This window comes from Rhizobium sp. KNZ2-6A, assembly GCF_056755475.1.
In genome coordinates this window covers 1-22,131 of sequence record NZ_JBNDIC010000064.1, presented here as the reverse complement: position 1 = coordinate 22,131, position 22,131 = coordinate 1, and the positions used below count along the sequence as shown (strand labels likewise).

Here is a 22,131-nt window from a genome sequence, read left to right as displayed (position 1 = left end):
TTGGAGAAGGCCGGTTTTCAGTTGTGTCGTCATCTTCCTGATAGAAATCGACTTCTATTCCGCAGACCTCGATCTATTGAATAGCTATTTCCACTTCTGCCACCCTGTTTTCTCAGCGCCATGGATACGGCGAAAGGCCGATTGATTTTGTCATCCACATCTTCGCCTGTTTCACTACCTGAGAGCGCAGACTCACCAACAGGATGGCGGGTCGTCGGCGGAGCGCATGCGCTGACGGCTGTAACCTTCGGATCGGCCTACGCCTTCTCGGCTGTGTTTCCTGGTCTGTCCGAAGAATTTGCAGCATCGCGTGGTGAAATAGCTCTTGTATTCTCCATCTCGGCCTTTGTGTTCTATTCGCTGGGTGCAATCGCCGGCCCGCTTGCTGATCGCTGGTCGTCCCGTATCGTCATCGCGAGCGGTCTAGTGGCTATGATCGTCGGCTATATCGGAGCCAGCCAGGCAAAGTCCTTGGTCCCGCTCTACATCTGGTATGGTGCCGGAGTGGGGCTTGGGATCGGCCTATCCTATGTTCCGGCGCTCGGTGCCGTGCAGTCTTGGTTTGTCCTCAAGCGAAGCCGCGCGTCGGGGATTGCTACGGCCGGCCTCGGCCTTGGCACGCTCCTGCTGCCGTTTACAATCGGCCGCCTTGTCCCCGGCATTGGTTGGCGTGGATGCTTCATCAGTTTGGCAATTGTCATTGCCGTGATTGGTTTGCCGGCTGCGATGCTGGTGCGCAAACGTCAAGATACCGACATTTCTTCAGAATCCAGACCCAACGACCGCCCTAGCCCTTTCACAGTCTGGCGCGATAGCCGGTTCCGCCTGTTCTTCTTTATGTTGGTCCTGGCATCGTTCTGTACATTCATTCCCTACGTCCATATCGTTCCGGCAGCGCACGACATGGGTCTGTCGCTTGAAAGCGGTACAATTCTTATCGCGATCATCGGCATCGGAAACATCTTTGGACGCTTCGTGCTGGCCGGTTTGGGTGACCGCATCGGTTCCTTACGCCTTTTGGCAATCCTTACTTTTGCTGTTGCCTGTTCATTCCTCCTGTGGGCCGTTGCCAACGGCATGGCCATGCTGGTGCTTTTCTCCTTGTTGTTCGGCATGAGCTACGGTGGTTGCGTCGGGCTGTATCCAGCCGTCGCTGCGGATCTCTTCGGCACCCGTCATATCGGGACGATGCTGGGCTATCTCTATACGGCTGTGGGCGTGGCTGCTTTGTTGGGGCCAACAATGGCGGGGCTCGTCTTCGATAAGACCGGAAGCTATTTCGGCCCCATAGTGTTCAGCATGGTTGCCGCTCTCGCTGCCAGTTTCCTGACACTGCGGTTGGGAAAGAAATAGAAAACGCCGTAATGAACTGAGGCGCCCAAACTGAACCTCGTTGCCGGCTTGAGATTGATGAAATCAAAGTCTGCAAAAGGCCAGGCTCGATTGATCCGCAAACTCGGGGCTCAAAATACCTCATAGTCATGCTGCGCTTCGCGGCCGTCAGTTGTTCATCGTCCGTTCGGCTGTAGAGCAGGATTTTGAGCTGCTCGTGTTCTGTCCCCATCATGGAGTGAAAGCGGACGCATTGGGCAATCAGGCTTCAGGCCGCGCCTACTGCACCTTCACTTGAGATCACGAGCAAGGGCGCAATAAACCGGCTGATCCGTCGGTCCCGCAAGCCGCGTTACCGACACCGCAATCGGCGGCAATCGCGAACCGGCTTCAAGGCGGACCGTTGCGCCGTCGATGCCAATGAGATCGAGATGCTTTGCCAGGTCCGGTTCGTCCAGCCCATCGAAAATGCCGCGGCCGCTGATCTTCAATGCCGCTTCCTTGGCGACCCAAAGACGGTAGCAGATCTCGCGCGCGGCGCCGCTATCGAGCCCGGCAATGGCGGCCGCCTCGCCTTGCGAGAAATGGTCGGCGGCAAAGGCGATCGGGTCGAAACCACTGATATCCTCGATCTCGATATCGACGCCGACGGCACTGTCGGGTGAAAATCCTGCCAGCAGCAGGTCGGCCCGATGCGAAAGCGAAACGCCGAGTTCGTGATGAGGAGGTTTCAGTGCCGGCCGATCGCTCGGCCGGCGATAGATGACAAGATCATCGCGTTGCGCAGCACTTCTCAAAGCGGCTTGCGCCACCCTGTCGCGCTCCTCCCGCCCGTCTGGAACCGGGCGGACAAGGACTGCAACCGCATCCGCAACTCTCAGGACGACCTCGAACCGAGGGGGCGTCACGGCGGCAGTCACGCGGCCGCGGAGGGCAGGGGCTCTTTTTGAACCATGGGGGCGGGTTCCTGCTCGGCCTGCACAGCCTGGGCAGGCGTGCCGACCCATGACGTGCTTGCCGGGATAGCCTCGCCCTTCATGACCAGGGTCAGCAGTCCGATTTCGGCGAAATCTCCGATATTGGCCTCGTAAAGGACCGTGCTGCCCGAGCCGACGGAGACGCCGTTGCCGATCCTGATGCGGCCCACCTTCATGATGCGGTCTTCATAAAGATGCGTTTGCGGGCAGGATCCCATGTTGAGCACGGCATGGTCCCCGATATGGGTGCAATCGAACTCGCAGATATCCGTGCTGTTGATCCATGCGCCGCGGCCGATCTTCGCGCCGAAGGGGCGCAGCAGCCAGGGCAGAAAGGGCGTGCCGCGCAGGTAGTCGAGCAGCATCTTGCTGGCAAGCCCGCCATAGAAGACCGCGACGGCTTCGGTGCGCATCGCCCACCAAGACCACATCGGCCGGTTCATGGGCTTGTAGGTGCCGATGAGCGTCCATTTGAAGGCGACTGCAACGAGATACAGGATGCCCGAAGTTGCCAACCCTGAGGCCATCAGCGTCCAGAACAGCCTGCCCCAGGCGCCATCGTCGATCGCGCTTGCCATGAGGTCGGACATCGCAAGTGCCATGACGATAAGGATGGCCGTCGGAAGCGACGTGTGCATGGCCTCGAACATGATGCGGACAAGACGCATGCGCAGCGGCGGTGCATAGGTGCTGGAGGCCGCCGCCTGCAGCCGCTCGCGCGTCGGGAACTGGAAGGCGGGACTGCCGCACCAGGTTTCGCCCGTCTTGACATGCAGGGAGTCCGGCAGGCGGGTCTTGATACCGACGAGTGAATCGCTCTCGATCACGGCGCCCTGCGAGATGACGGAGGAATTGCCGAAGAAGCAGCGGTCGCCGGTCTTCAGGCGCTTGAGCACCATCCAGCCGTTCTGGATCTCCTCGTCGCCGAAAATGGTCTCGTCGCCGATGAAGTTGTCGCGGCCCATTTCGATGAGGTCGTAGCGACCAGCGAAGTTGGCCGAGATTTCCGTGCCCTTGCCGATCTTGGCGCCCATCAGGCGGTACCAATTGCGCATGAAGACGGTGGCATAGAGCGAATTCAAGGTTTCCAGCATGGCCTCGGTGGTCAGGCCGACGATCCATTTGCGGAAATAGAGGTTGCCGAAGATGGAGTAGCGGCCCGGCACGACGCGGGGCAGCAGCACCCATCTAAGCGCCACGACGACGGCCATGGACACGATGATCAGCAGCAGGGCGGCCGGCCAGGAAAGGGCGGCGATCATTCCCCAGGACAAAGGCTCGTCGGTGCCCGGCGAGAACATCTGCTGCACGGCAGAGAACAGGTAGAAGGCCGGGAAGATCGGCAGGAGGCCGACGACGAGGCTGACATTGTAGGCGACGAAATAGGCGGCGAACTGGAATACACGGCCGGCGATTCCCAATTCCGGATGCGCCGGCATCTCCTCATGTTCCGCATGCCCGGTCTGGCGGGCGGGCGAGCCGTCCCAGCGCGTATGGGCTTCGACATGCGTGCCTGCGGCGATCGCCGTCAGATCGCCGATGACGGCGCCGTCGCCGATCTTCACATTGTGGCCGATGACGCAGCCATTGCCGATCTGCACGCCTTCACCGATGTCGATCGTGCCGACATGGATCTCATTGCCGATGACTTCGACATTGGCGAGCTTGATCTTGACGCCGAGGCTGGATCTTGCGCCGACGCGCACGAGGTCGATTGCACCTTCCTCGAATTCATCGATCATCGCATCCTGGCCGACCTTAGCGCCAAGTGCCCGCATGTAGAGGCGAATGAGCGGCGAGCCCTTGAGGAATTTCGGAGCCGTGAGCTGAACGATGCGCTGCATCAGCCAGATGCGGAAATAATAGGTGCCCCATAGCGGATAGACGCCGGGACGTGTACGGCCGATGACGAGCCATTTGAGGGCGACGACGATAAGCTTTTCGCCGAGATTGAGAGCGAGATAGACGCCGCCGAGGATCAGGATCTCATTCCAGACCGATGCGCCGTCGTCGATCAGCAGGATCGAAGCGAGCAGCAGGCCGATCCATTGCAGCGTTGCGAGCGCGACGATAAAGGGCAGCACCACGGCCTGGGCGAGGCCACAGAAGAGGCGCCGGCGCCAGGGAGCCGGCTCGAAATTCTTGGGCTCCTGCCCGGAGGCGCGCTCGGTCCGTTGCTCGAGGATCGCCGCAATGCCACGCAGGGTGCGGCCGGCATAGACGTCGCGCAGCGCAATACCTGCCAAAAGCGGGATCTTGCGGACCTCGGAAACGAACCGGGCCGCCAGCATGGAATGGCCGCCGAGCTCGGTGAAGAAGTCCGCCTCGAAATTGATGGAGCGCAGGCGCAGCGCCTCGGTCGCCGCCTTCAGCAGCTGTGCCTCGGTCCAGGTACGCGGCGGCTCCTGCGCTTGCGCCGACTGATCGCTCACCAGCGGAATCGCGGCAAGCGTCTTGCGGTCGATCTTGCCGGAGGGCAGCCGTGGCAGCGATACGTGGCTGTGCCAGGCGGCGGGCACCATATAGGGCGGCAGCTTGGCCGCCAGCACGGCGCGCGCCTTGTCGCGATCAAAGCTGTTGCCCGTCGTCACGACGTGGGCGACCAGCATTTCCTCGCCATCCGGCGGCCGGTGCACGACGACGGAAGCTGCCTTCACGTCCGGAAGTTCGCCGACAACGGTCTCGATCTCGCCGAGCTCGATTCGGTAGCCGCGAATCTTGACCTGGTCGTCGATGCGTCCGAGGAAATGGAGCTGACCGTCTTCATCCATCAAAACGGCGTCGCCGCTGCGGTAAAGCACCGGATCGTCGTGGGTCGCGAAAGGATTGGCGATGAATTTGGCGGCGGTCAGCTGCGGCAGGTTTCTGTATCCGGCGGCGACACCCGGCCCGCCGATCAGCAGCTCACCGGTATCGCCGCGCGGAACGAGCTGCAGGTTTTCGTCAACGACATAGGCGGCCGTATTGGCGATCGGGCAACCGATCGTGATCGGCCGCGACGGGTCGAGCTCCGCATAGGTCGCCACGACAGTCGTCTCGGTCGGGCCGTAGGTGTTGATCAGGCGCCGGCCTGATTTGGAGAATCGGCTGACGATCGCCGGCGGGCAGGCTTCACCGCCGACGATGATGACGCGCAGGCTTTCGACGTCGCGTTCCAGCATGGTGAGCAGGGTCGGCACAGTGTCGATGACCGTGATCTTTTCCGTTTCCAGGACGTCGGCCAGCCTGTCGAGTTCGGCCATGACTTCGGATGTCGCGACCTTCAGCGTCGCGCCGACCAGATAGGGAACGAATATTTCTTCCAACGAAAGATCGAAGGCGACCGAAGCCTGTTGAAGCACGACATCCGATTCGACGAGCCCCAGCACATCATTGCCTGCCCGCAGATAGTGGCAGATGTTCCGGTGCGTGATCACGATCCCCTTCGGCTTGCCGGTGGAGCCGGACGTATAGATCGCATAGGCGGGATCATCGTAAGCCGCGACACGCGGAACGATGTCCGCATTGTCTTCGGAAAGCAGGCCCTTGAGGAGAAGCGCCTGGCCATCGAAGGAGGGCGCAAGCGCGGCCTTCTCTTCATGCGTCAGCAGCCATTTCGCGCCGCAATCGGTAAGGCTGACGGCGACACGGTCCGCAGGGGCGGCCGCATCGAAGGGGAGGTAGGCGGCGCCGGCCTTGAGGATTGCCAGAAGCGCGACATGGAGATCGAGGGAGCGTTCGAACCACAGGCCGACAAAATCGCCCGGGCCGATGCCGCGGCGGCTCAGCGCGCGCGCGGCTTCATCGGATAGCCGGTCGAGTTCGGCATAGGTCATCGCCTCATCGGTTCCGATCAGGGTCAGCGCCGTCTTGTCGGGGCTGGCCGCGACCGTTGCCCTGAAGATGTCTACGAGCGTCTCGTTGCGGACGAACTCGGGCCGGATGCCGCCTGAGGAAACCGAGAGGCTGGCATTTGAAGTAATCGACGAAATCTGGATAGTCATGGTAACTTCTGCGGAACGAAACTCGGCACAATCAGCGTGCCATCTGTCGACGCTTATACACCTTCCAATTTGCAGCTCTCTTACGGGGGTTGTCAGGGAACTGTAATGTTGAGAAAGCTATGCTTCACCAGCGCGGCACACGGCCTGCGTGCAATGTCTGAAGAAGGATTGATATCGTTGCGCATATTCGAGCGAAGAGCCGGCTTGCCCCGCCGACTGTCCGTTCTCCTGGTGGCAGCTTTGCTGAGTTCCATAGGCATGGAGGCATCGGCCCGTTCGCATAACAGCGTGCTGGTGGAGGATGCGGGGACGCTGCGGCCATTGCGCGATATCTATGCCGTCGTGGCGCGCGAAATGCCGGGACGGGTGCTGCGAATCAAGCGGGTTCGCCGCGCCGGCCATCAGGCCTACGCCGTGCGCGTGCTGAAACCCGATGGCAAGCGTGGTGATATCGTGCTCGACGGTGCAACGCTCGCCGTCATCGAGAGACGCTGACGATGCGCATTCTCATAGCCGAGGACGAGCCCAGCATCGTAGCGGATATGCGCCGCTGCCTGGAAGACCAGCACTATGTGGTCTCGACCGTGAATAATGGCGAAGAGGCATGGTATCGCGGTGATATCGAGCATTTCGATCTCGTGATTCTCGATCTTGGGCTGCCGAAGCTCGATGGCCTGACGGTATTGCGGCGCTGGCGTGCCGAGCGCCGCGGCATGCCTGTCATCATACTGACGGCGCGCGACGGCTGGCGCGACAAGGTCGATGGCATGGATGCCGGCGCCGATGATTATCTGACCAAGCCCTTCCGTATGGAGGAGCTTCTGGCCCGTGTGCGCGCCCTGATGCGCCGCGCGGCCGGCCAATCCTCTCCCATTCTTTCCAATGGCGTGCTGGAGCTCGACACGCGCCAGCGCACGGTTTCGTTTCGCGGGCAGCCGGTGCAGGTCACGGCTCTTGAATATCGGCTTCTGGCCTATTTGATGCACAATGCCGGTACCGTCCTGTCGCGCTCGCAGATCGCCGACAGTATCTATGACGAGGAAACGGAGCTGCTGTCGAACGCGCTTGAGGTCGTCGTTGCGCGCCTGCGGCGCAAATTCGACGGGACCGTTATCGAGACCCGCCGCGGGCAGGGTTATATCATTCCGCGCGAGGCGCCGCCGTCATGACACCGTTCTCGCTGCGGGGACGGTTGCTGCTGGGTTCCGTGGTGGCGATCATCGTTGCAACCTTTCTTGCCGGGGTCGGCATCAACGCCATTTCCGGGCTGGCGGTGAGGGCGCTTGCGCTGTCCGAGATTGACGAGGAACTGCGCGTCCTGCTGGCCGCGGTCGATATAAATTCCTCCAACCAGCTCTTCCTCGACGATACGCCGACGGATCCCCGCTTCGGCATCCCCAATGGCGGTTTTTATTGGCAGGTCGGGCGCAACGGCACCGTCGAGTTGCGCTCGCAATCGCTCTGGGAGCAGAACCTGCCCTGGCTTCGCGCCCGCCCTCGCGATGCAGGCCGGGCAACGGATATGAAAGGGCCGAACGGCAGCCATCTTCTCGCCGTCGAACGGTCCATATCGATCCCCTCGGCTGCGGGCGACCAGATCGTCGATATCGTCATGGCGCTTGACAATAGCGAGCTTGCGCCGGCGCGCTGGCGCTTCTTCTATGCCATGGCGCCATCCCTTGGCGTGCTGTCGGTCGCCCTGATCGGGGCGGTCGTCGTATTCCTGCGCTATGGGTTGCGGCCGCTGAACGATCTCCGCACGGCGTTGATGGCGGTCCAGGAGCGATCTGCACGCAAGATCACTGGGCAGTTTCCGCGCGAGGTCCAGCCTCTCGTGGACGATCTCAATGGGCTGCTGGCCTCCCGCGAGACGCAGTTGACCCAGGCGCGCGCTCGCGCCGGCGATCTCGCCCATGGTCTCAAGACGCCGCTCGCGGCTCTCGAGGCGACGGCGCGGATGCTTTCGGAAGAGGGCATGTCGGAGCGCGCCGCGGCAATCCAGGCGGAAGTCAGCCGCATGGAAGCCCAGATCAAGCGGACGCTGGCGCAGACCCGCGCGAGCCTGGCGGCCGCCCATACGGTCGGCGTCATGGATGCCAGCGCGGATCTGCAGAAGATCATCTCGGTCATGCGGCGCCTGTCGGTGGACCGGGAGATCGAATTCCAGCTTGAGGCACCCGCCGAGATGTGGCTGGCCGTCGACGAAGCGGATTTTGCTGATATTACCGGCAACCTGATCGACAATGCAAGGAAGTGGGCCGCGGGAAGGGTTAAGGTTTGCCTGTCGCTGCTGCCCGAACTCGAAGGGGTGAAGTTGCTGATCGAGGATGATGGTCCTGGCTTGCCGGAAGATGCGGAGATCGCCTTCATCCGCCGCGGCCGGCGACTGGACGAAAGCATCGCCGGAACCGGCTTCGGTCTTGCGATCGCCAAGGATCTGGTCGAGGCCTATGACGGCAAACTGACGCTTGCCCGCTCCAATCTCGGCGGATTGTCGGTCACCGTCACTTTGCCGGCGCGACTGGTCAAGGACAGGCAGGTGGCACCGGAGGTCTAAAGCATTTCCAAGAGCTGCCCGATATCGTCAGGCTGACAACAGCAGCTTCGCGCTTTCCTCGTCCGTGACGAGTGACGTTGCCAGGCCGGCACGGACAGCCGCGCGCAGGATTGCCTGCTTGTGCGCACCGCCGGAAGCGACGATGCGACAGGGTATGCCGCGATAATCGGCGAGATCCGGGGCGATCACCTTTCCGTTCAGCGGATGGTCGACAGGATTGCCGTCTGCATCGAGATAGTGGCCCAGCAGGTCCCCGACCGCGCCGGCCGCCGCAAGGCTTTCGACCTCCGTGCCGGCCGGCAGCCCATAACGCACCTGCAGCGATTGCCGGGTCATGTCGCCGACGCTCAGGAAGGAAATATCCACCTCGCAGGTCTTGCGGAAGATTCCTTCGAAGACCGATTGGGAGATGATCGCCGCGCGCGATTGCGGGCTTTCCGCATAGATCGGAGCGAGAAAATAATGGCATTCCGCCTTCAGCACTTGGGCGAAGCCGCGTACGATTTCAAATGTGTTGATTTCCGAGCCGCGCGCCAGCCCGCCCATCATCGAGCGCACCTCGATCTGCGGTTCGCTCGCCGGTGTCATATGGCTCACCGTTTCGCGCAGCGTCGCGCCCCAGCCAACGCCGATCGAGCGTGGCCTGCGTGCCTGGATCAGCCGATCCAGATAGGCCGCGGCGCCGCGGCCGATTGCCTGATGAAGCAGGCGCGGATCGGCCGGCGTCGGAACCACGACGGCACGCTCGAGGCCGAAGCGCTCGCACAAGCGCGATTCAAGCTCGATGCTGGCGGTGAGCGGCGAGGCGAAACTCACCCTGACGATCCCTTCCTCCACGGCGGCGGCGAGCAATTCGTTCACCCGCCGACGGGTGAGGGTCATCCGCTCCGCGATCTGTGCCTGCGTCAGGCCCTCTACGTGGTAGAGCCAGGCCGCCCGGATCTTCATCTCGTGCAATTCCATATTTCCCCTGCCCACATGCCTAAAAGTTACAAACATCACATAGATGTAACATATGTAACGTAATGCCGTCGGCATGACGATAGAGTTTCTGATCTCCGAGTGCGACGCCGCATTGGTCGACGGCGCGCTGATAGCGAGCGGCAGGCCGGCGCGTGCGTTCAAGTACTCTTCGTTTATGGGCATTTTCAGGGGAGCGTCCGGCATCTTTGCATTCAGAAATGCGGCCGCCGGCTGATCTCGGCGCGCGGATGTTTCGCGCGACGAAACCGCTCTTCGCCGCATCCGCGGCAGGCGCGTTACCGAAACTTCATGGAGCCGTCAATTGGGCGACATGCAGACGATCTTAATAGGCAAGGCCGCGCGGCTCCGGGGGCTCGTGGGGTCATCACAAGAGGAGTTTCCGATGCTTTCGATCAATCGACGCGGCGCGCTCGGCCTGCTCGGCGCAACCGCCGGCACGCTCATGCTGCCGCGCTTCGCCTTCAGCCAGGCCAAGCGTCCGTCTATCACCATCGCGGTCCAGAAGATCACCAACAACAACACGCTCGACATATGGAACGAGCAGTCCAACGTCGGCGAGCGCGTCTTTTTCCCGAACCTTTGGGAAGGCCTGATTCTGCGCGACTGGATGGGCAATCAGGGGCCGGTTCCGGGCCTTGCGACCGAGTGGAAGCGCCTCGACGACAAGACGCTCGAACTCAAGCTGCGCCAGGGCGTGAAGTTCCACAACGGGGATGAACTCACCGCCGAAGACGTCGCCTTCTCCTTCTCGCGCGAGCGCTTGTTCGGCAACACCGAGCCGGCAGGCGGCAAGACGATTTTCGAAGACGATCACAAGCCCGCAACCGTCAAGGAATTGCCGGCCACCATTCCCGGCATCGGCCGCCGTCTGTGGCCGGCGCTCGCCGGCGTCGAGATCGTCGATAAATACACGGTCCGTTTCCACAATGCGACGCCCGACGTGACGCTGGAAGGCCGCCTGTATTCCTTCGGCAGCCAGATCGCCAGCCGCCGCAGCTGGGATGAAGCCGCCACCTATGCCGATTGGGCTCGCAAGCCCGTTACGACCGGCCCCTACATGGTCGGCGAATTCAAGCCCGACGTCTCGCTGACGCTGGTCGCCTTCGACCAATATTGGGGCGGCCGCCCGCCGCTCGAGCAGATCCGTTTCGTCGAGGTTCCCGAAGTTGCCTCGCGCGTCAACGGCCTGCTTTCGGGCGAATACGACTTCGCCTGCGACCTGCCGCCGGACCAGATTGCCACGGTCCAGGCTGCTCCGGGCTATGAAGTTCAAAATTCGATGATCTGGAACCATCGCATCTCGGTCTTCAACGTACAGAATCCGGTCCTCGCCAACCCGCTGGTGCGTCGCGCCATGACGCATGCCATCGACCGTCAGGCGATCGTCGATGCGCTCTGGGGCGGCAAGACCGTCGTCCCAGCCGGCCTGCAGTTCGATTCCTTCCGTTCCAGCGACATGTTCGTCGAAGGCTGGAAGGTCCCGCAATATGATCCGAAGCTTGCCCAGGATCTTCTGAAGCAGGCAAACTACAAGGGAGATGCGATCCCGTTCCGCCTGCTGAACAACTACTACACGAACCAGACGGCCAACGGCCAGATCATGGTGGAGATGTGGAAGCAGGTCGGCATCAACGTCGAGATCCAGATGAAGGAAAACTGGGCGCAGATCCACGATCCGTCCGGCGTCAAGGGCGTGCGCGACTGGTCGGCCGGCAACAGCATCAACGATCCGATCACGCCCCTGGTCGTGCAGTTCGGCCCCAACGGCGAGGTCCAACAGAAGAAGGACTGGAGCAACGAGGAGATGAACAAGCTCTCCGTCGTCATGGAAACCTCCACCGACCGCGTGCTGCGCAAGAAGGCCGTCACCCGCATGCTCGAAATCTGCGAACGCGAAGACCCGGTCTACCAGGTCCTGCATCAGAATGCCGTCTTCACCGGCATGAAGTCATCGCTGAAGTGGAAGGCGGCTCCGGCTTTCGCCATGGACTTCCGCTCCACCAACTGGTCGATCTGACCGGTTCATCGCTTCGTCCCGCGGCGGTGGCAAGCCCGCCGCGGGACGTCTTTTGCTTCGAACGAAATGCGGGGATGAAACATGGGCACGACCGGCTCCAGCCTTGTGGAACTGCGCGACCTGACCGTCGCCTTCGACGGCGTGCAGGTTCTCCACGGCATCAATCTTGACGTCGGCAAAGGCGAGGCGCTCGGCCTTGTCGGCGAATCCGGCTGCGGCAAGTCGGTTACCTGGCTGGCGGCTCTTGGCCTGTTGCCCGCCAAGGCGGCTGTTGCCGGCTCCGTCAAGCTCGAAGGCCGCGAGTTGATCGGCGGGCAGCGTGCCGTGCTCGAAAGCGTGCGCGGCAAGCGCATCGCGATGATCTTCCAGGATCCGTCGAGCTCCCTCAATCCGGTGCTGCGCATCGGCCGGCAGATTGCCGAGGCGCTCACCGCCCATTGCGGCCTGCGCGGCGAGGCCGCAAGGGCGGAGGCGATACGGCTGATGGACATGGTCGGTATCCCCGACGCGCGTCGCCGCTTCGATTCCTATCCGCATGAATTTTCCGGCGGCCAGTGCCAGCGCCTGATGATCGCCATGGCGCTTGCCGGCCAGCCCGATCTTCTGATTGCCGACGAGCCGACGACGGCGCTCGACGCTACGATCCAGGCGCAGATCCTCGATCTGCTGATCGAGCTTCGCGCCGAGACCGGCATGGCGACCGTCTTCATCAGCCACGATCTCGGCGCCGTCAGCCAGGTGTGCGAGCGCATCTGCGTCATGTATGCGGGGCGCATTGTCGAGGAGGGCAGTGTCGAGCAGCTTTTCTCCGAGCCGCGCCATCCCTATACGCGCGGCCTGTTCGATGCCATTCCGCGCATTGACGGTGGCCGCGAGCGGCTGATCCCCATTCGCGGCACCGTGCCGAACCCGAAACATCTGCCGAAGGGCTGTTCCTTCTCGCCGCGCTGTTCGCGTGCCGTCGAGGACTGCCGCAACGAGCGGCCGCAGCTTGCTGCGTTCGAAGACGGCCGCAAGCTCGCCTGCCTGCGGCCCGTGCCCGCCGCGGGAGCCTCCGAAATCCGATCCCATATTCCCGAGGGCCTGTTGCAATGACCCCGCTCATCGAAGCTCGCAGCCTTGTCCGCGTCTACGGCATGCGCCGCGGCCTCTTCGGCCGTACGAGCCTGGTGCGCGCTGTCGACGGGGTGTCGCTGGCGGTCGCACCGGGCGAGACGCTCGGTATCGTCGGCGAATCCGGTTCCGGCAAGTCGACGCTCGGGCGCATGCTGCTTGGGATCGATGACGCTCGGGAGGGCACAATTCATTTCGAAGGCCGGCCGATGCCTGAACGCGGCAGCGCGGAGTGGCGGGCACTGCGCGCGAAAATGCAGCTCGTCTTCCAGGATCCGCTTGCAGCCCTCGATCGCCGCCTGACGATCGCCGCCCAGATCGCCGAGCCGCTCGAGATCCATAAGCTGGTTCCTAGAGAGCATCATGCCATGCGCGTGGCGGAACTGATGGCCGCCGTCGGGCTGCGTGCCGACCAGGCGGAAAGCTATCCCCACGAGCTTTCCGGCGGCCAGCGCCAGCGCGCGGTGATTGCCCGGGCGCTTGCCTCGCGACCAAGGCTTCTCGTCTGCGACGAACCGGTTTCGGCGCTCGACGTGTCGATCCAAGCGCAGGTCATCAACACGATGCGAGACCTGCAGGAACAGAACGGCATCGCCATGATCTTCATCAGTCACGATCTGAAGGTGGTGCGCAACGTCGCCGACCGCGTTGCTGTCATGTATCTCGGCCGCATCATGGAGGAGGCCTCTTCCGACGTCATCTTCCGCTCGCCGCAGCATCCCTATACCAGGGCGCTGGTTTCGAGCGTTCCCGTGCCCGGCAAGCCGCTCCGGGACCGCGTCATCCTGCAGGGCGAGCCGCCGAACCCGGCAAGCCGCCCATCCGGCTGCGCCTTCCATCCCCGTTGCCCGCTGGCTCTCGACATATGCCGCTCCATTGCGCCGCAACTGCGCGAGATCGGTGATGGGCACACCGCTGCCTGCCATGTCGTGGCGGGTGAAACCACGCCGGTCGCGGCATAGAGGCCATCATGATTCGCTTCGTTCTCGTCCGCCTCTTCCGTGCCGCACTGACGATCCTGGCCGTCATCACCTTTGCTTTTGTCGTGCTGCGCATGTCGGGCGATCCCGCCCTGGTGATGCTCGGGCCTGATGTGCCGCAGGAAGCGGTCGATGCCTTCCGCAAGTCCTGGGGTCTCGACCAGCCGCTGTGGGTTCAATACATCGCCTATATCAAATCGATCTTCACCGGCGATTTCGGTGTATCGATGCGCGACAAGGCTTCGGCGCTGCGCCTGGTACTGGAACGCGTGCCCGCGACCCTGCAGCTGACGATCCCGGCTCTTGTTCTCAAGCTCGTCCTCGGCATCCCGGCGGGCGTCTACGCCGCCTTGCATCGTCAGAGCTTCACGGATCGCGGCGTCATCCTTGCCGCCGTGCTCGGCTTTACCATCCCTTCCTTCGTCATGGGGCTGGTGCTCGTGCTGATCTTCTCCGTCATTCTCGGCTGGCTGCCCTCGGGCGGGCAGGACACCTGGATGCACGGCATCCTGCCGACGCTGACCATGAGCATCGGCGGGATCGGCATCCTCGCCCGCTTCTCGCGCAGCGCCATGATCGAGGTCATGGGGCAACCCTATATCCGCACGGCTTCCGCCAAGGGGCTGACATGGCGCGATGTGGTCTGGAAACATGCCCTGCCGAATGCGGCGGTGCCGATCGTCACCATCGTCGGCTTCATGGTCGGCTCGCTGCTGGCCGGCGCCGTCGTGGTGGAATCGATCTTTTCCTGGCCGGGCATCGGGCGCCTGCTGGTGGTTTCCGTCAGCAACCGCGACCTTGCCGTCGTTCAATGCATCCTGCTCATCATCGCCGCCGCCATGGTCGTGTCGAATCTCGTCGTCGACCTGCTCTACGGCTGGCTCGACCCGCGCCTTCGCTCGCACGCGGCACGACACTGAGGAGACCATGATGGCCACTGCCGATCTTATCGAAACGCCGGTCTCTCGAAAGAAGGGCGGCCTCGTTTCCTTCCTGCGCCGCAATGTGCCGTTTTCGGTCGCTCTCTGCCTGCTGTGGCTTGCGGCCATGGTCGCGACGGCAATTTTCGCCGATCATATCCGACCATTCAACATCACCGTCATGGATCTGACCAGCCGGCTGTCTGCGCCGGGTGGTGCAAAGCATCTGCTTGGCACCGACGAACTCGGCCGCGATGTGCTTTCGCGCCTCATTCAGTCGATCCGGGTGTCGCTCGTCATCGCATTCGGTGCGACGTTGCTGTCTGCGATCTTCGGCACGCTGCTCGGTTTTCTGGCGGCGCAATTCCGCGGCTTCGTGGAGCATCTCGTCCTAATGCTTGCCGATTTCCAGGCGGCGCTTCCCTTTCTCATCATGTCTCTGGCCGTGCTCGCCTTCTTCGGCTCCTCGATGCTGCTGCTCGTATGCTTGATGGGCTTCTACGGCTGGGAGCGCTATGCGCGCATCGCGCGAGGGCTTGCCATCGCCGCCGGGGCTCAGGGCTATGCCGCCGCGGTGGTGCAGCTCGGCGCGACGCCTGCGCGCGTTTACCTGCGTCATATCCTTCCCAACGTCGCTTCGACGCTGATCGTTTCCATGACGCTGACCTTCCCCGAAATCATCCTGATGGAAAGCGGCCTGTCCTTCCTCGGCCTCGGCGTGCAGCCGCCGGAAACCAGCCTCGGCAACATGGTCGGCTTCGGCCGCGAATATCTGACGCGCGCGCCCTGGATCATGCTGGCGCCCGCCATCGTCATCATGCTGACAACGCTGTCGATTTCGCTCGTCGGCGATTGGCTGCGCGACAAGCTCGATCCCACGATCCGATAGGAAACATGCTCAATGACCTTGATTACCGGCCATCGCGGTGCCCGCAACCTCTGGCCCGAAAATTCGCTCACCGGCTTTCGCAATGCTGCTGCGCTGGGCGTGGACGCCGTCGAATTCGATGTCCACCTGACGCGCACCGGCGAACTCGTCGTCATTCATGACGCGACCCTCGAACGCACCGCCGAAAGCGCTGGTCCCGTGCAGGACCTGTCGATCGAGGGCCGCAAGGCGACCCGCCTGAAGGGCACGGACGAGGCCATTCCGACCCTTACCGAGGTGCTGCAGGTGCTTGCGCCGAACAATGCCATCGACTTGCATGTCGAAATCAAGGTCGACGAGCACGGAACCCCTTATCCTGGCGTCGCGGCGCGGGTGGCGGCCGAACTCGCCCGCTTCGGCGTCGAAGAACGCTCCTATCTGACCTCCTTCGACCTGTCGGTTCTGGAGGATTGCCGCCTTCATGCTCCGAAAATCTCGCGTCTGGTTTCCGTCAACGCCGCCTGGGCTGAGAAGCGCGGTGGGCTCGCCGCCTTCATCGACCGCGTGGATGAGCTGGTGAAGATCGTCGCCATCCACCACGAGCTTATGGAAGCCGAATGGGATCTGATCCGCGGCCGGCTGCCTCTGGAACGGCTCTGCGTCTGGACGATCAACGACGAGGCAGAGATCTGCCATTGGCTGGAGCGGGGTATCGGCAGCCTGACTTCGGATAGCCCCGATCTGGCATTGAAGCTGCGCTCGCTGATCGTGACATGATCTTCCGCGACGGCTGATGTGGAAGATCCGGTGGTTTTTCGCTTACGCGATAGCCCAGGCATTTGGTACCTCAGCCTGCGATTGCCTTGACATATCTCTCCGCCGAGCGTTCCACCACGCGGTTGCCGTCGCTCTCGATCGTGCGGCCGGGGAAGGCGCCGTAGATCGTCTCGAACCGGTATGGTTGTACGGCTTGCGAAATTGCCATGACCGCCTTGGCGGCGAGGGGAATGAGGTTCGGGTAGCTGCGCATGAAGCTGACGAATTTGCGGTCCATGGTGACCTGCATGGTGTCGCCGATGAAAAGGGCGCCTCGGCCGCCCTCGAGCCACGGACAATGGAGCACGGAACTACCGTCAAAATGACCGCCGCAGCGGATCATCGTCGCCTGGCCGATCCGCAGTGTTTCATCGGTCCATGGGCGCAGGGACGAACCGGACCGCTGCACCCAATTCGCATCATCGGCGTGGACATAGATCGGCATGTCGCCGTAGGCGACACTCCATTCAATCATCGACGAATAGAAATGGGGATGGGAGATCGCGATCGCGCTCAAGCCACCCATGGCGACAATCCGGGCTTTGCTGGCTTCATCGACCAGGCTGAGGCAATCCCAGAGGATATTGCCATCCGGTCCTTCGATCAGAAATGCGCGCTGGCCGATGCCGAAAGAAGGCGAGATCTGTAGGCTGTGAACGCCTTCCGCTACTTTGTTCCAAGTCACGCTATGGGTTTGGCCAAGCTTTGCCATGTCTGTCCATTCCTGCCCTGATTGGGGCACGAATTGACGATCATCCGCGCATGTCGGGCAGGCTGGCGGCGGTGCGTCGCTTTCATGGAACTGCGTGCCGCATGCCATGCAGATAAAATGCGTCATCTCGAAGTCCTAATCTGTTTGTCTGCCCAGCCTGCGGGCGGGAGCCTGCCGCGCGGCAAGTTGAGGTTTTTATGCTATATTGGTCAGACGCCGGACGGATCAAAGCGAAAAAGGCAAAGCAACGCTGTCGGAGAATATCGTTGCGGCCGAAAGTCGTCGTTTTCAGACGGGGCCTTTCCGCGAAAAATGGATATTTATCGTAATTAATGACAAGATTCGGATCGTTCCATCGTTATGATTTTAAACAATAAATTTTTTCCCCTCATTTTGCGACAATCTGGCCTTGCAAAAGGTGTAAAGACGAAGAAACATAGTCGGCTAATAAAAGTTTAGTCAATCGAGATGTCGATGTTCGGTATTTGTCCGGGCATCGCCGATATACGGAGGACCGTTATGGCGCTTATTTTCGGCCTCGTTGCTTTGGCCGGCCACATCGCCCTGTTGCTCTGGGGCACGCGCATGGTCCAGACCGGCATCCAGCGCGCCTTCGGCCCGGATCTTCGCTCTTTCCTCGGCCGCGCCTTGAGCAATCGCACCAAGGCGTTTTTTGCCGGGATCGGTGTCACCGCGATCCTGCAGAGCAGCACGGCAACCGGCCTGATGGCATCGGGCTTTGCAGCCGGCGGGCTGGTGGACCTCGTGCCGGCGCTTGCCGTCATGCTGGGCGCCAATGTGGGAACGACCCTGATCGTGCAGGTGCTGTCCTTCGATGTCGCGGCCGCGTCGCCGGCGCTCATCCTTATCGGCGTCCTGATGTTCCGGCGGGTCGGGAATTCGCGCATTCACGATCTCGGGCGCGTCATGGTCGGGCTCGGCTTCATGCTTCTGGCGCTGCATCAGCTGCTCGATCTGATGACGCAATATGAAGGGTCGAAGGCGCTTGCCTATGTGCTGGATGCGATCGCCGCAACACCGGTGCTGAGCATGCTTCTGGCGGCGATCCTCACATGGGCCGCCCATTCCAGCGTTGCCGTAGTGCTGCTCATCATGTCCCTGGCAAGCAAGGGTCTTGTCGATCTCGATCAGGCCTTTGCTCTCGTTCTCGGCGCCAATCTGGGAACCGCGATCAACCCGCTGATCGAAGGGCAGTCGGGCACCGATCTATCCGTCAAGCGGCTGCCGATCGGCAACATGCTGACACGCATTGTCGGGGTGATCGCGGTGATCGGCCTGCTGGAGCCCGCCACGCGCCTGTCGGCGATGGTCGACAGCGACAGCGGCCGTGCGGTTGCCAATTTTCACAGTGCCTTCAATGTCGTTCTGGCTGTGGTATTCATGCCGCTTTTGCGGCCCTATGCCGATCTTTTGACGAAACTGCTGCCGCAGAAGATCGACGAGGCCGATCCGACACGCCCCAGATATCTCGATCCCGCCGCCAAGGAGACGCCTGTCGTTGCTCTTGGGGCTGCGGCGCGAGAGGCGTTGCGGCTGGTCGACGTCTTGTCGGAAATGCTCGCCGGCGCGAAATCGGCGCTGTCGGACACCGATCGACGGGCATTGGCGCGGCTGCGGTCGCTGGACAATATCCTCGACAGCCTCAACACGGCGGTTAAGACCTATCTGACCTCGATCGATCCCGATGAGCTGGGCGAAGCCGACAGGCGGCGTCTGAACGAGATATTGCTGTTTTCGATGAACATGGAGCATGCCGGCGACGTTCTCGATCAGAACCTGCTGCCGCATCTGGCCAAGCGCCTGCGCCGAGGTTTGAGCTTCTCGAAGGAGGGGCAGCTCGAGCTGGCGAAACTGTTCGACCGATTGCAATCGAACCTGCGGACAGCGGCAGCCCTGTTCATGACACAGAACGAGAGCGCCGCCCGCATGCTGGCGGAGGAGAAAGTTATCTTTCGCAAGGCGGAGCGCGAGGGAACGGAAGCCCATTTCCAGCGCCTGCGGCAAGGGGGCATCGAGACCGCCGAGACCAGCTCGCTTCACCTCGATCTGCTGCGCGATCTCAAGCAGATCAATTCCCATCTTGTTGCGGCGGCCGCCTATCCCGTTCTGGAAGAGCGCGGTGAACTCTTGCAGAGCCGCACGCCAAGCCCGGTCCCACAGGCGGCCATGACTGCGAATGACTAAAAAGACCTATCTCGGCCGGCGGGCGAAGCGAACAACCTCTTCGCCCGCCGGTCCGTTAACGACGGTTATAGGGGCAGGAAAATGTCGAAATCCTGCTGATCACCGCGCGGGAAAGCGGCCGGATTGCGACAACGGCCCAAGCCTTCTCTTGTGTTGAGCAAGTGGCAGAGCGCTGTTCTTTGGTTCACGCCACCAGACCCTTGGTCAGCTCGAGTGCCTGCCGTTCGAACAGCCGGCGATAGATGCCGTTGTTGAGCCGGATGAGCGCTTGATGGTCGCCTTCTTCGACGATCATTCCCTTATCGAAAACAAGCAATCGATCTAGCGCCCGCACCGTCGATAGGCGGTGTGCGATCACCAGCGTCGTGCGGCCCTCCATCAGACGCTCCATCGCCTGCTGGATCTGCACTTCGCTCTCGCTGTCAAGACTGGAGGTTGCCTCATCGAGGATCAGCACGGGTGCGTCAGCCAGAAAGGCCCGAGCGATGGCGACGCGCTGACGCTCGCCACCCGACAGCTTGACACCGCGCTCGCCCACCATCGTCTCATAGCCCTTCGGCAGGCCCATGATAAAATGATGCGCGCTGGCCTGTCTCGCTGCATTCTCGATCTCACGGCGTGACGCGTTCGGTCGACCATAGGCGATGTTTTCAGCCAGCGTGCGATGAAACAGGATGGGCTCCTGCTGCACGATCGCGATCTGGGAGCGCAGGCTCGATTGCGTGACATGGGCGATATCCTGTCCGTCAATTCGGATCGAACCGGACTTCACGTCATGGAGGCGCTGGATGAGCTTGACGAAGGTCGTCTTGCCCGAGCCGGAATGCCCCACCAATCCGACCCGCTCGCCCGGTTTGATAGTGACCGAGAAATTGTCGTAAAGCGGGGTAGGGTGGGCGCCGTATTGGAAGGTGACGCGGTCGAACACGATTTCGCCCTTACCGATCGTGATGGCCTTCGCGTTCGGCTTGTCCTCGATTCCGAGTGGTGTTTTGTCGAGCAGGACAAGTTCTTCCATGTCGTTGACGGCACGCTGCAGGTTTCGAATGTCTTGCCCCACCGAGCGCAGATAACCCTGCAGGACGAAAAACATCGCCAGCACAAATGTGATGTCGCCGGGCGTCGCCAGCCCCTGCTGCCACATGACAAGGCCGGTACCAAGAATGCCGGCCTGCATGGAGACCATCATAAAGCCCTGGATCGTGCCGTTCAGTGTTCCGCGTTTCCATGTCCGCCGCGTTCGGCTGTCCCATTTGGTCAGGACATGGCGCAAGCGTTCCTCTTCGCGGCTTTCAGCGCCGAAAGCCTTCACCACCGAGTTGCAGCTGATGGCATCCGCCAGCGCGCCGCCCAGCTTGGTATCCCAGGCGTTGGCAAGCTTTGCCGCCGGCGATACGAACCCCATCGAAAGCATGACGGTCACGCCGATATAGATCACCGATCCCGCTGCCACGATGAAGCCCATGATCGGCCAATAACTGCCAAGCACGACACTGGCACCCACCAGCATGACAAACGAGGGCAGCAAAGCTACCAGCAGGAGATCGTTAAGTGAGTCGAGCGCCCACATGCCGCGGGTGATCTTGCGCACCGTCGAGCCGGCAAAACTGTTGGCATGCCAATCAGTCGAGAACCGCTGCACCTTGTGGAAGCCGTTATTGACCACATCCGCCATGATGCGCAGCGTCAGCAGGATGATCCCGTCGAAGATAAACCAGCGCAATGCAACACTCGTCAGACCGAGGGTTACGACGATAGCGAAGGCACGAATTGCATCGCCAGACTTATTGCCACTGGCAATCGCGTCGACGATCTGGCCGGAAAACACCGGCACCAGAACTTCAGCCAGAGTGCTGGCTACTACCAGCAGGATAATGGTGCCCACCAGAGCGGGGCGATGGGTCCACTGACGAAAAACAAAGCCGAGCACGTTGCGATAAGCGTCGGCACGGAAGTCGAGCTTCTTGCGAGTCATTTTAACCAGTCCGGCCCCGCGTTCAGGCAGCCGGCCCCAAAATCGAGAGTTAATAGACACAGTCGGAGCGGGAGACGAAGTGATCCCGGCAGATCGTTCGAGCTGTGAAGGAAATTAAAAGCCGCATTTCGCGCCCGTGGCGGGCCGCGAATAGAAATGACCTAGTGTCGGATCATTCCGGACGGGAGCGTTTCGATGAATGCTGGTGTCATGCAACGCCTCCTTAGATTGATCTGCAGCGGTGGACATTTTGTATCGAACTATTTCGATTTTGCCAACCCGATTTTTTCTACTTTACGGGGAATGATGCGCGAATGCCACACCATTTTGGAGGAAAAGAGCCATGTCTTATGTCGTCACAGCTGGATGCCGCGCAACGGCGCTGCGCATAAATCCTGTTGCTGCCTACGCCGAAACGCTTCCAGTCATCTCGCGCACCATAACATAATCGCCGTTCATGCCATGGGCCGCGGCCAGGAAATAAAATGCGGCGTCGAGCAGGATGGCGCTCTTGCGCCGTTCGTCGCAATCAATCCCATCCGCAAATCTCCCAGGTCATCAAAACCCGGGGAGAGTGACATTCCAACTTTGCAGAATGAGGACACTTTAACTTTGCGTGGAGAAGCTAACCCAAGTGCATCACGCCCGTTTTGCAGGGTAGGGGATCACGCCTCATCGTGCAAATGCGCCAT

At 61.6% G+C, this 22,131-nt stretch carries 17 protein-coding genes; 12 read left to right on the top strand and 5 right to left on the bottom strand.

Annotation, left to right across the window (positions count from 1 at the left end; all coding sequences use genetic code 11):
• The first annotated feature begins 120 nt into the window (after positions 1-120).
• Positions 121-1,353, top strand: a complete 1,233-nt coding sequence (locus ACPYOP_RS29110; RefSeq protein ID WP_481413726.1) for an MFS transporter — start codon at positions 121-123, stop codon at positions 1,351-1,353.
• Positions 1,354-1,622: 269 nt separating this feature from the next.
• On the opposite strand, the gene ACPYOP_RS29105 is transcribed toward ACPYOP_RS29110, so the two are convergent.
• Positions 1,623-2,240 (bottom strand): 4'-phosphopantetheinyl transferase family protein, encoded by a 618-nt coding sequence (locus ACPYOP_RS29105; RefSeq protein WP_481413725.1) that lies wholly within the window; start codon positions 2,238-2,240, stop codon positions 1,623-1,625.
• Positions 2,241-2,248: 8 nt separating this feature from the next.
• Positions 2,249-6,292, bottom strand: coding sequence for a Pls/PosA family non-ribosomal peptide synthetase (locus ACPYOP_RS29100; protein WP_481413724.1), 4,044 nt, complete (start codon positions 6,290-6,292; stop codon positions 2,249-2,251).
• A gap of 240 nt (positions 6,293-6,532) precedes the next feature.
• Here ACPYOP_RS29100 and ACPYOP_RS29095 point away from each other — a divergent pair, with 240 nt between their 5' ends.
• From ACPYOP_RS29095 to ACPYOP_RS29085, 3 genes are read left to right on the top strand one after another with little or no spacing between them, the layout of a single operon-like run.
• Positions 6,533-6,787 (top strand): PepSY domain-containing protein, encoded by a 255-nt coding sequence (locus ACPYOP_RS29095; protein ID WP_481413723.1) that lies wholly within the window; start codon positions 6,533-6,535, stop codon positions 6,785-6,787.
• 2 nt (positions 6,788-6,789) lie between these two features.
• Positions 6,790-7,461: a response regulator transcription factor gene (locus ACPYOP_RS29090; RefSeq protein WP_481413722.1), complete on the top strand. Its 672-nt coding sequence runs from the start codon at positions 6,790-6,792 to the stop codon at positions 7,459-7,461.
• Entirely contained in the window at positions 7,458-8,849 is a 1,392-nt protein-coding gene (locus tag ACPYOP_RS29085; protein WP_481413721.1) for a sensor histidine kinase, read from the top strand. Before ACPYOP_RS29090 ends, ACPYOP_RS29085 begins: the two co-directional genes overlap by 4 nt.
• A gap of 27 nt (positions 8,850-8,876) precedes the next feature.
• On the opposite strand, the gene ACPYOP_RS29080 is transcribed toward ACPYOP_RS29085, so the two are convergent.
• Entirely contained in the window at positions 8,877-9,812 is a 936-nt protein-coding gene (locus ACPYOP_RS29080) for a sugar-binding transcriptional regulator (protein ID WP_481413720.1), read from the bottom strand.
• A 403-nt stretch (positions 9,813-10,215) separates the two neighbouring features.
• On the opposite strand from ACPYOP_RS29080, the gene ACPYOP_RS29075 reads away from it, so the two are divergent.
• The 6 genes from ACPYOP_RS29075 to ACPYOP_RS29050 all read left to right on the top strand — a co-directional run bounded on the left by ACPYOP_RS29075 (position 10,216) and on the right by ACPYOP_RS29050 (position 16,508).
• The gene (locus ACPYOP_RS29075; protein ID WP_481413719.1) at positions 10,216-11,850 is read left to right on the top strand and encodes an ABC transporter substrate-binding protein; all 1,635 of its coding nucleotides are present in this window, start codon (positions 10,216-10,218) and stop codon (positions 11,848-11,850) included.
• Between the two features lie 81 nt (positions 11,851-11,931).
• On the top strand, positions 11,932-12,945 hold the full coding sequence (locus ACPYOP_RS29070; RefSeq protein WP_481413718.1) for an ABC transporter ATP-binding protein: 1,014 nt from the start codon (positions 11,932-11,934) through the stop codon (positions 12,943-12,945).
• Entirely contained in the window at positions 12,942-13,925 is a 984-nt protein-coding gene (locus ACPYOP_RS29065) for an ABC transporter ATP-binding protein (protein WP_481413717.1), read from the top strand. Before ACPYOP_RS29070 ends, ACPYOP_RS29065 begins: the two co-directional genes overlap by 4 nt.
• A gap of 8 nt (positions 13,926-13,933) precedes the next feature.
• Positions 13,934-14,863 (top strand): ABC transporter permease, encoded by a 930-nt coding sequence (locus ACPYOP_RS29060; protein ID WP_481413716.1) that lies wholly within the window; start codon positions 13,934-13,936, stop codon positions 14,861-14,863.
• 10 nt (positions 14,864-14,873) lie between these two features.
• The gene (locus ACPYOP_RS29055) at positions 14,874-15,752 is read left to right on the top strand and encodes an ABC transporter permease (RefSeq protein ID WP_481413715.1); all 879 of its coding nucleotides are present in this window, start codon (positions 14,874-14,876) and stop codon (positions 15,750-15,752) included.
• A 12-nt stretch (positions 15,753-15,764) separates the two neighbouring features.
• Positions 15,765-16,508, top strand: a complete 744-nt coding sequence (locus ACPYOP_RS29050) for a glycerophosphodiester phosphodiesterase family protein (protein WP_481413714.1) — start codon at positions 15,765-15,767, stop codon at positions 16,506-16,508.
• Positions 16,509-16,578: 70 nt separating this feature from the next.
• Here ACPYOP_RS29050 and ACPYOP_RS29045 read toward each other — a convergent pair whose 3' ends face one another.
• Positions 16,579-17,385: an MBL fold metallo-hydrolase gene (locus ACPYOP_RS29045; RefSeq protein ID WP_481413713.1), complete on the bottom strand. Its 807-nt coding sequence runs from the start codon at positions 17,383-17,385 to the stop codon at positions 16,579-16,581.
• 393 nt (positions 17,386-17,778) lie between these two features.
• Here ACPYOP_RS29045 and ACPYOP_RS29040 point away from each other — a divergent pair, with 393 nt between their 5' ends.
• Positions 17,779-19,464, top strand: a complete 1,686-nt coding sequence (locus tag ACPYOP_RS29040; protein ID WP_481413712.1) for a Na/Pi cotransporter family protein — start codon at positions 17,779-17,781, stop codon at positions 19,462-19,464.
• Positions 19,465-19,648: 184 nt separating this feature from the next.
• Here ACPYOP_RS29040 and ACPYOP_RS29035 read toward each other — a convergent pair whose 3' ends face one another.
• Positions 19,649-21,439 carry an ABC transporter ATP-binding protein gene (locus ACPYOP_RS29035; protein WP_481413711.1) on the bottom strand — a complete coding sequence of 597 codons (1,791 nt, stop codon included), beginning with the start codon at positions 21,437-21,439 and terminating at the stop codon, positions 19,649-19,651.
• Between the two features lie 195 nt (positions 21,440-21,634).
• Between ACPYOP_RS29035 and ACPYOP_RS29030 the strand changes: the two genes are divergently transcribed.
• Positions 21,635-22,131, top strand: a 497-nt coding sequence (locus tag ACPYOP_RS29030; RefSeq protein ID WP_481413710.1) for a hypothetical protein, incomplete at its 3' end; no start/stop codon positions are given.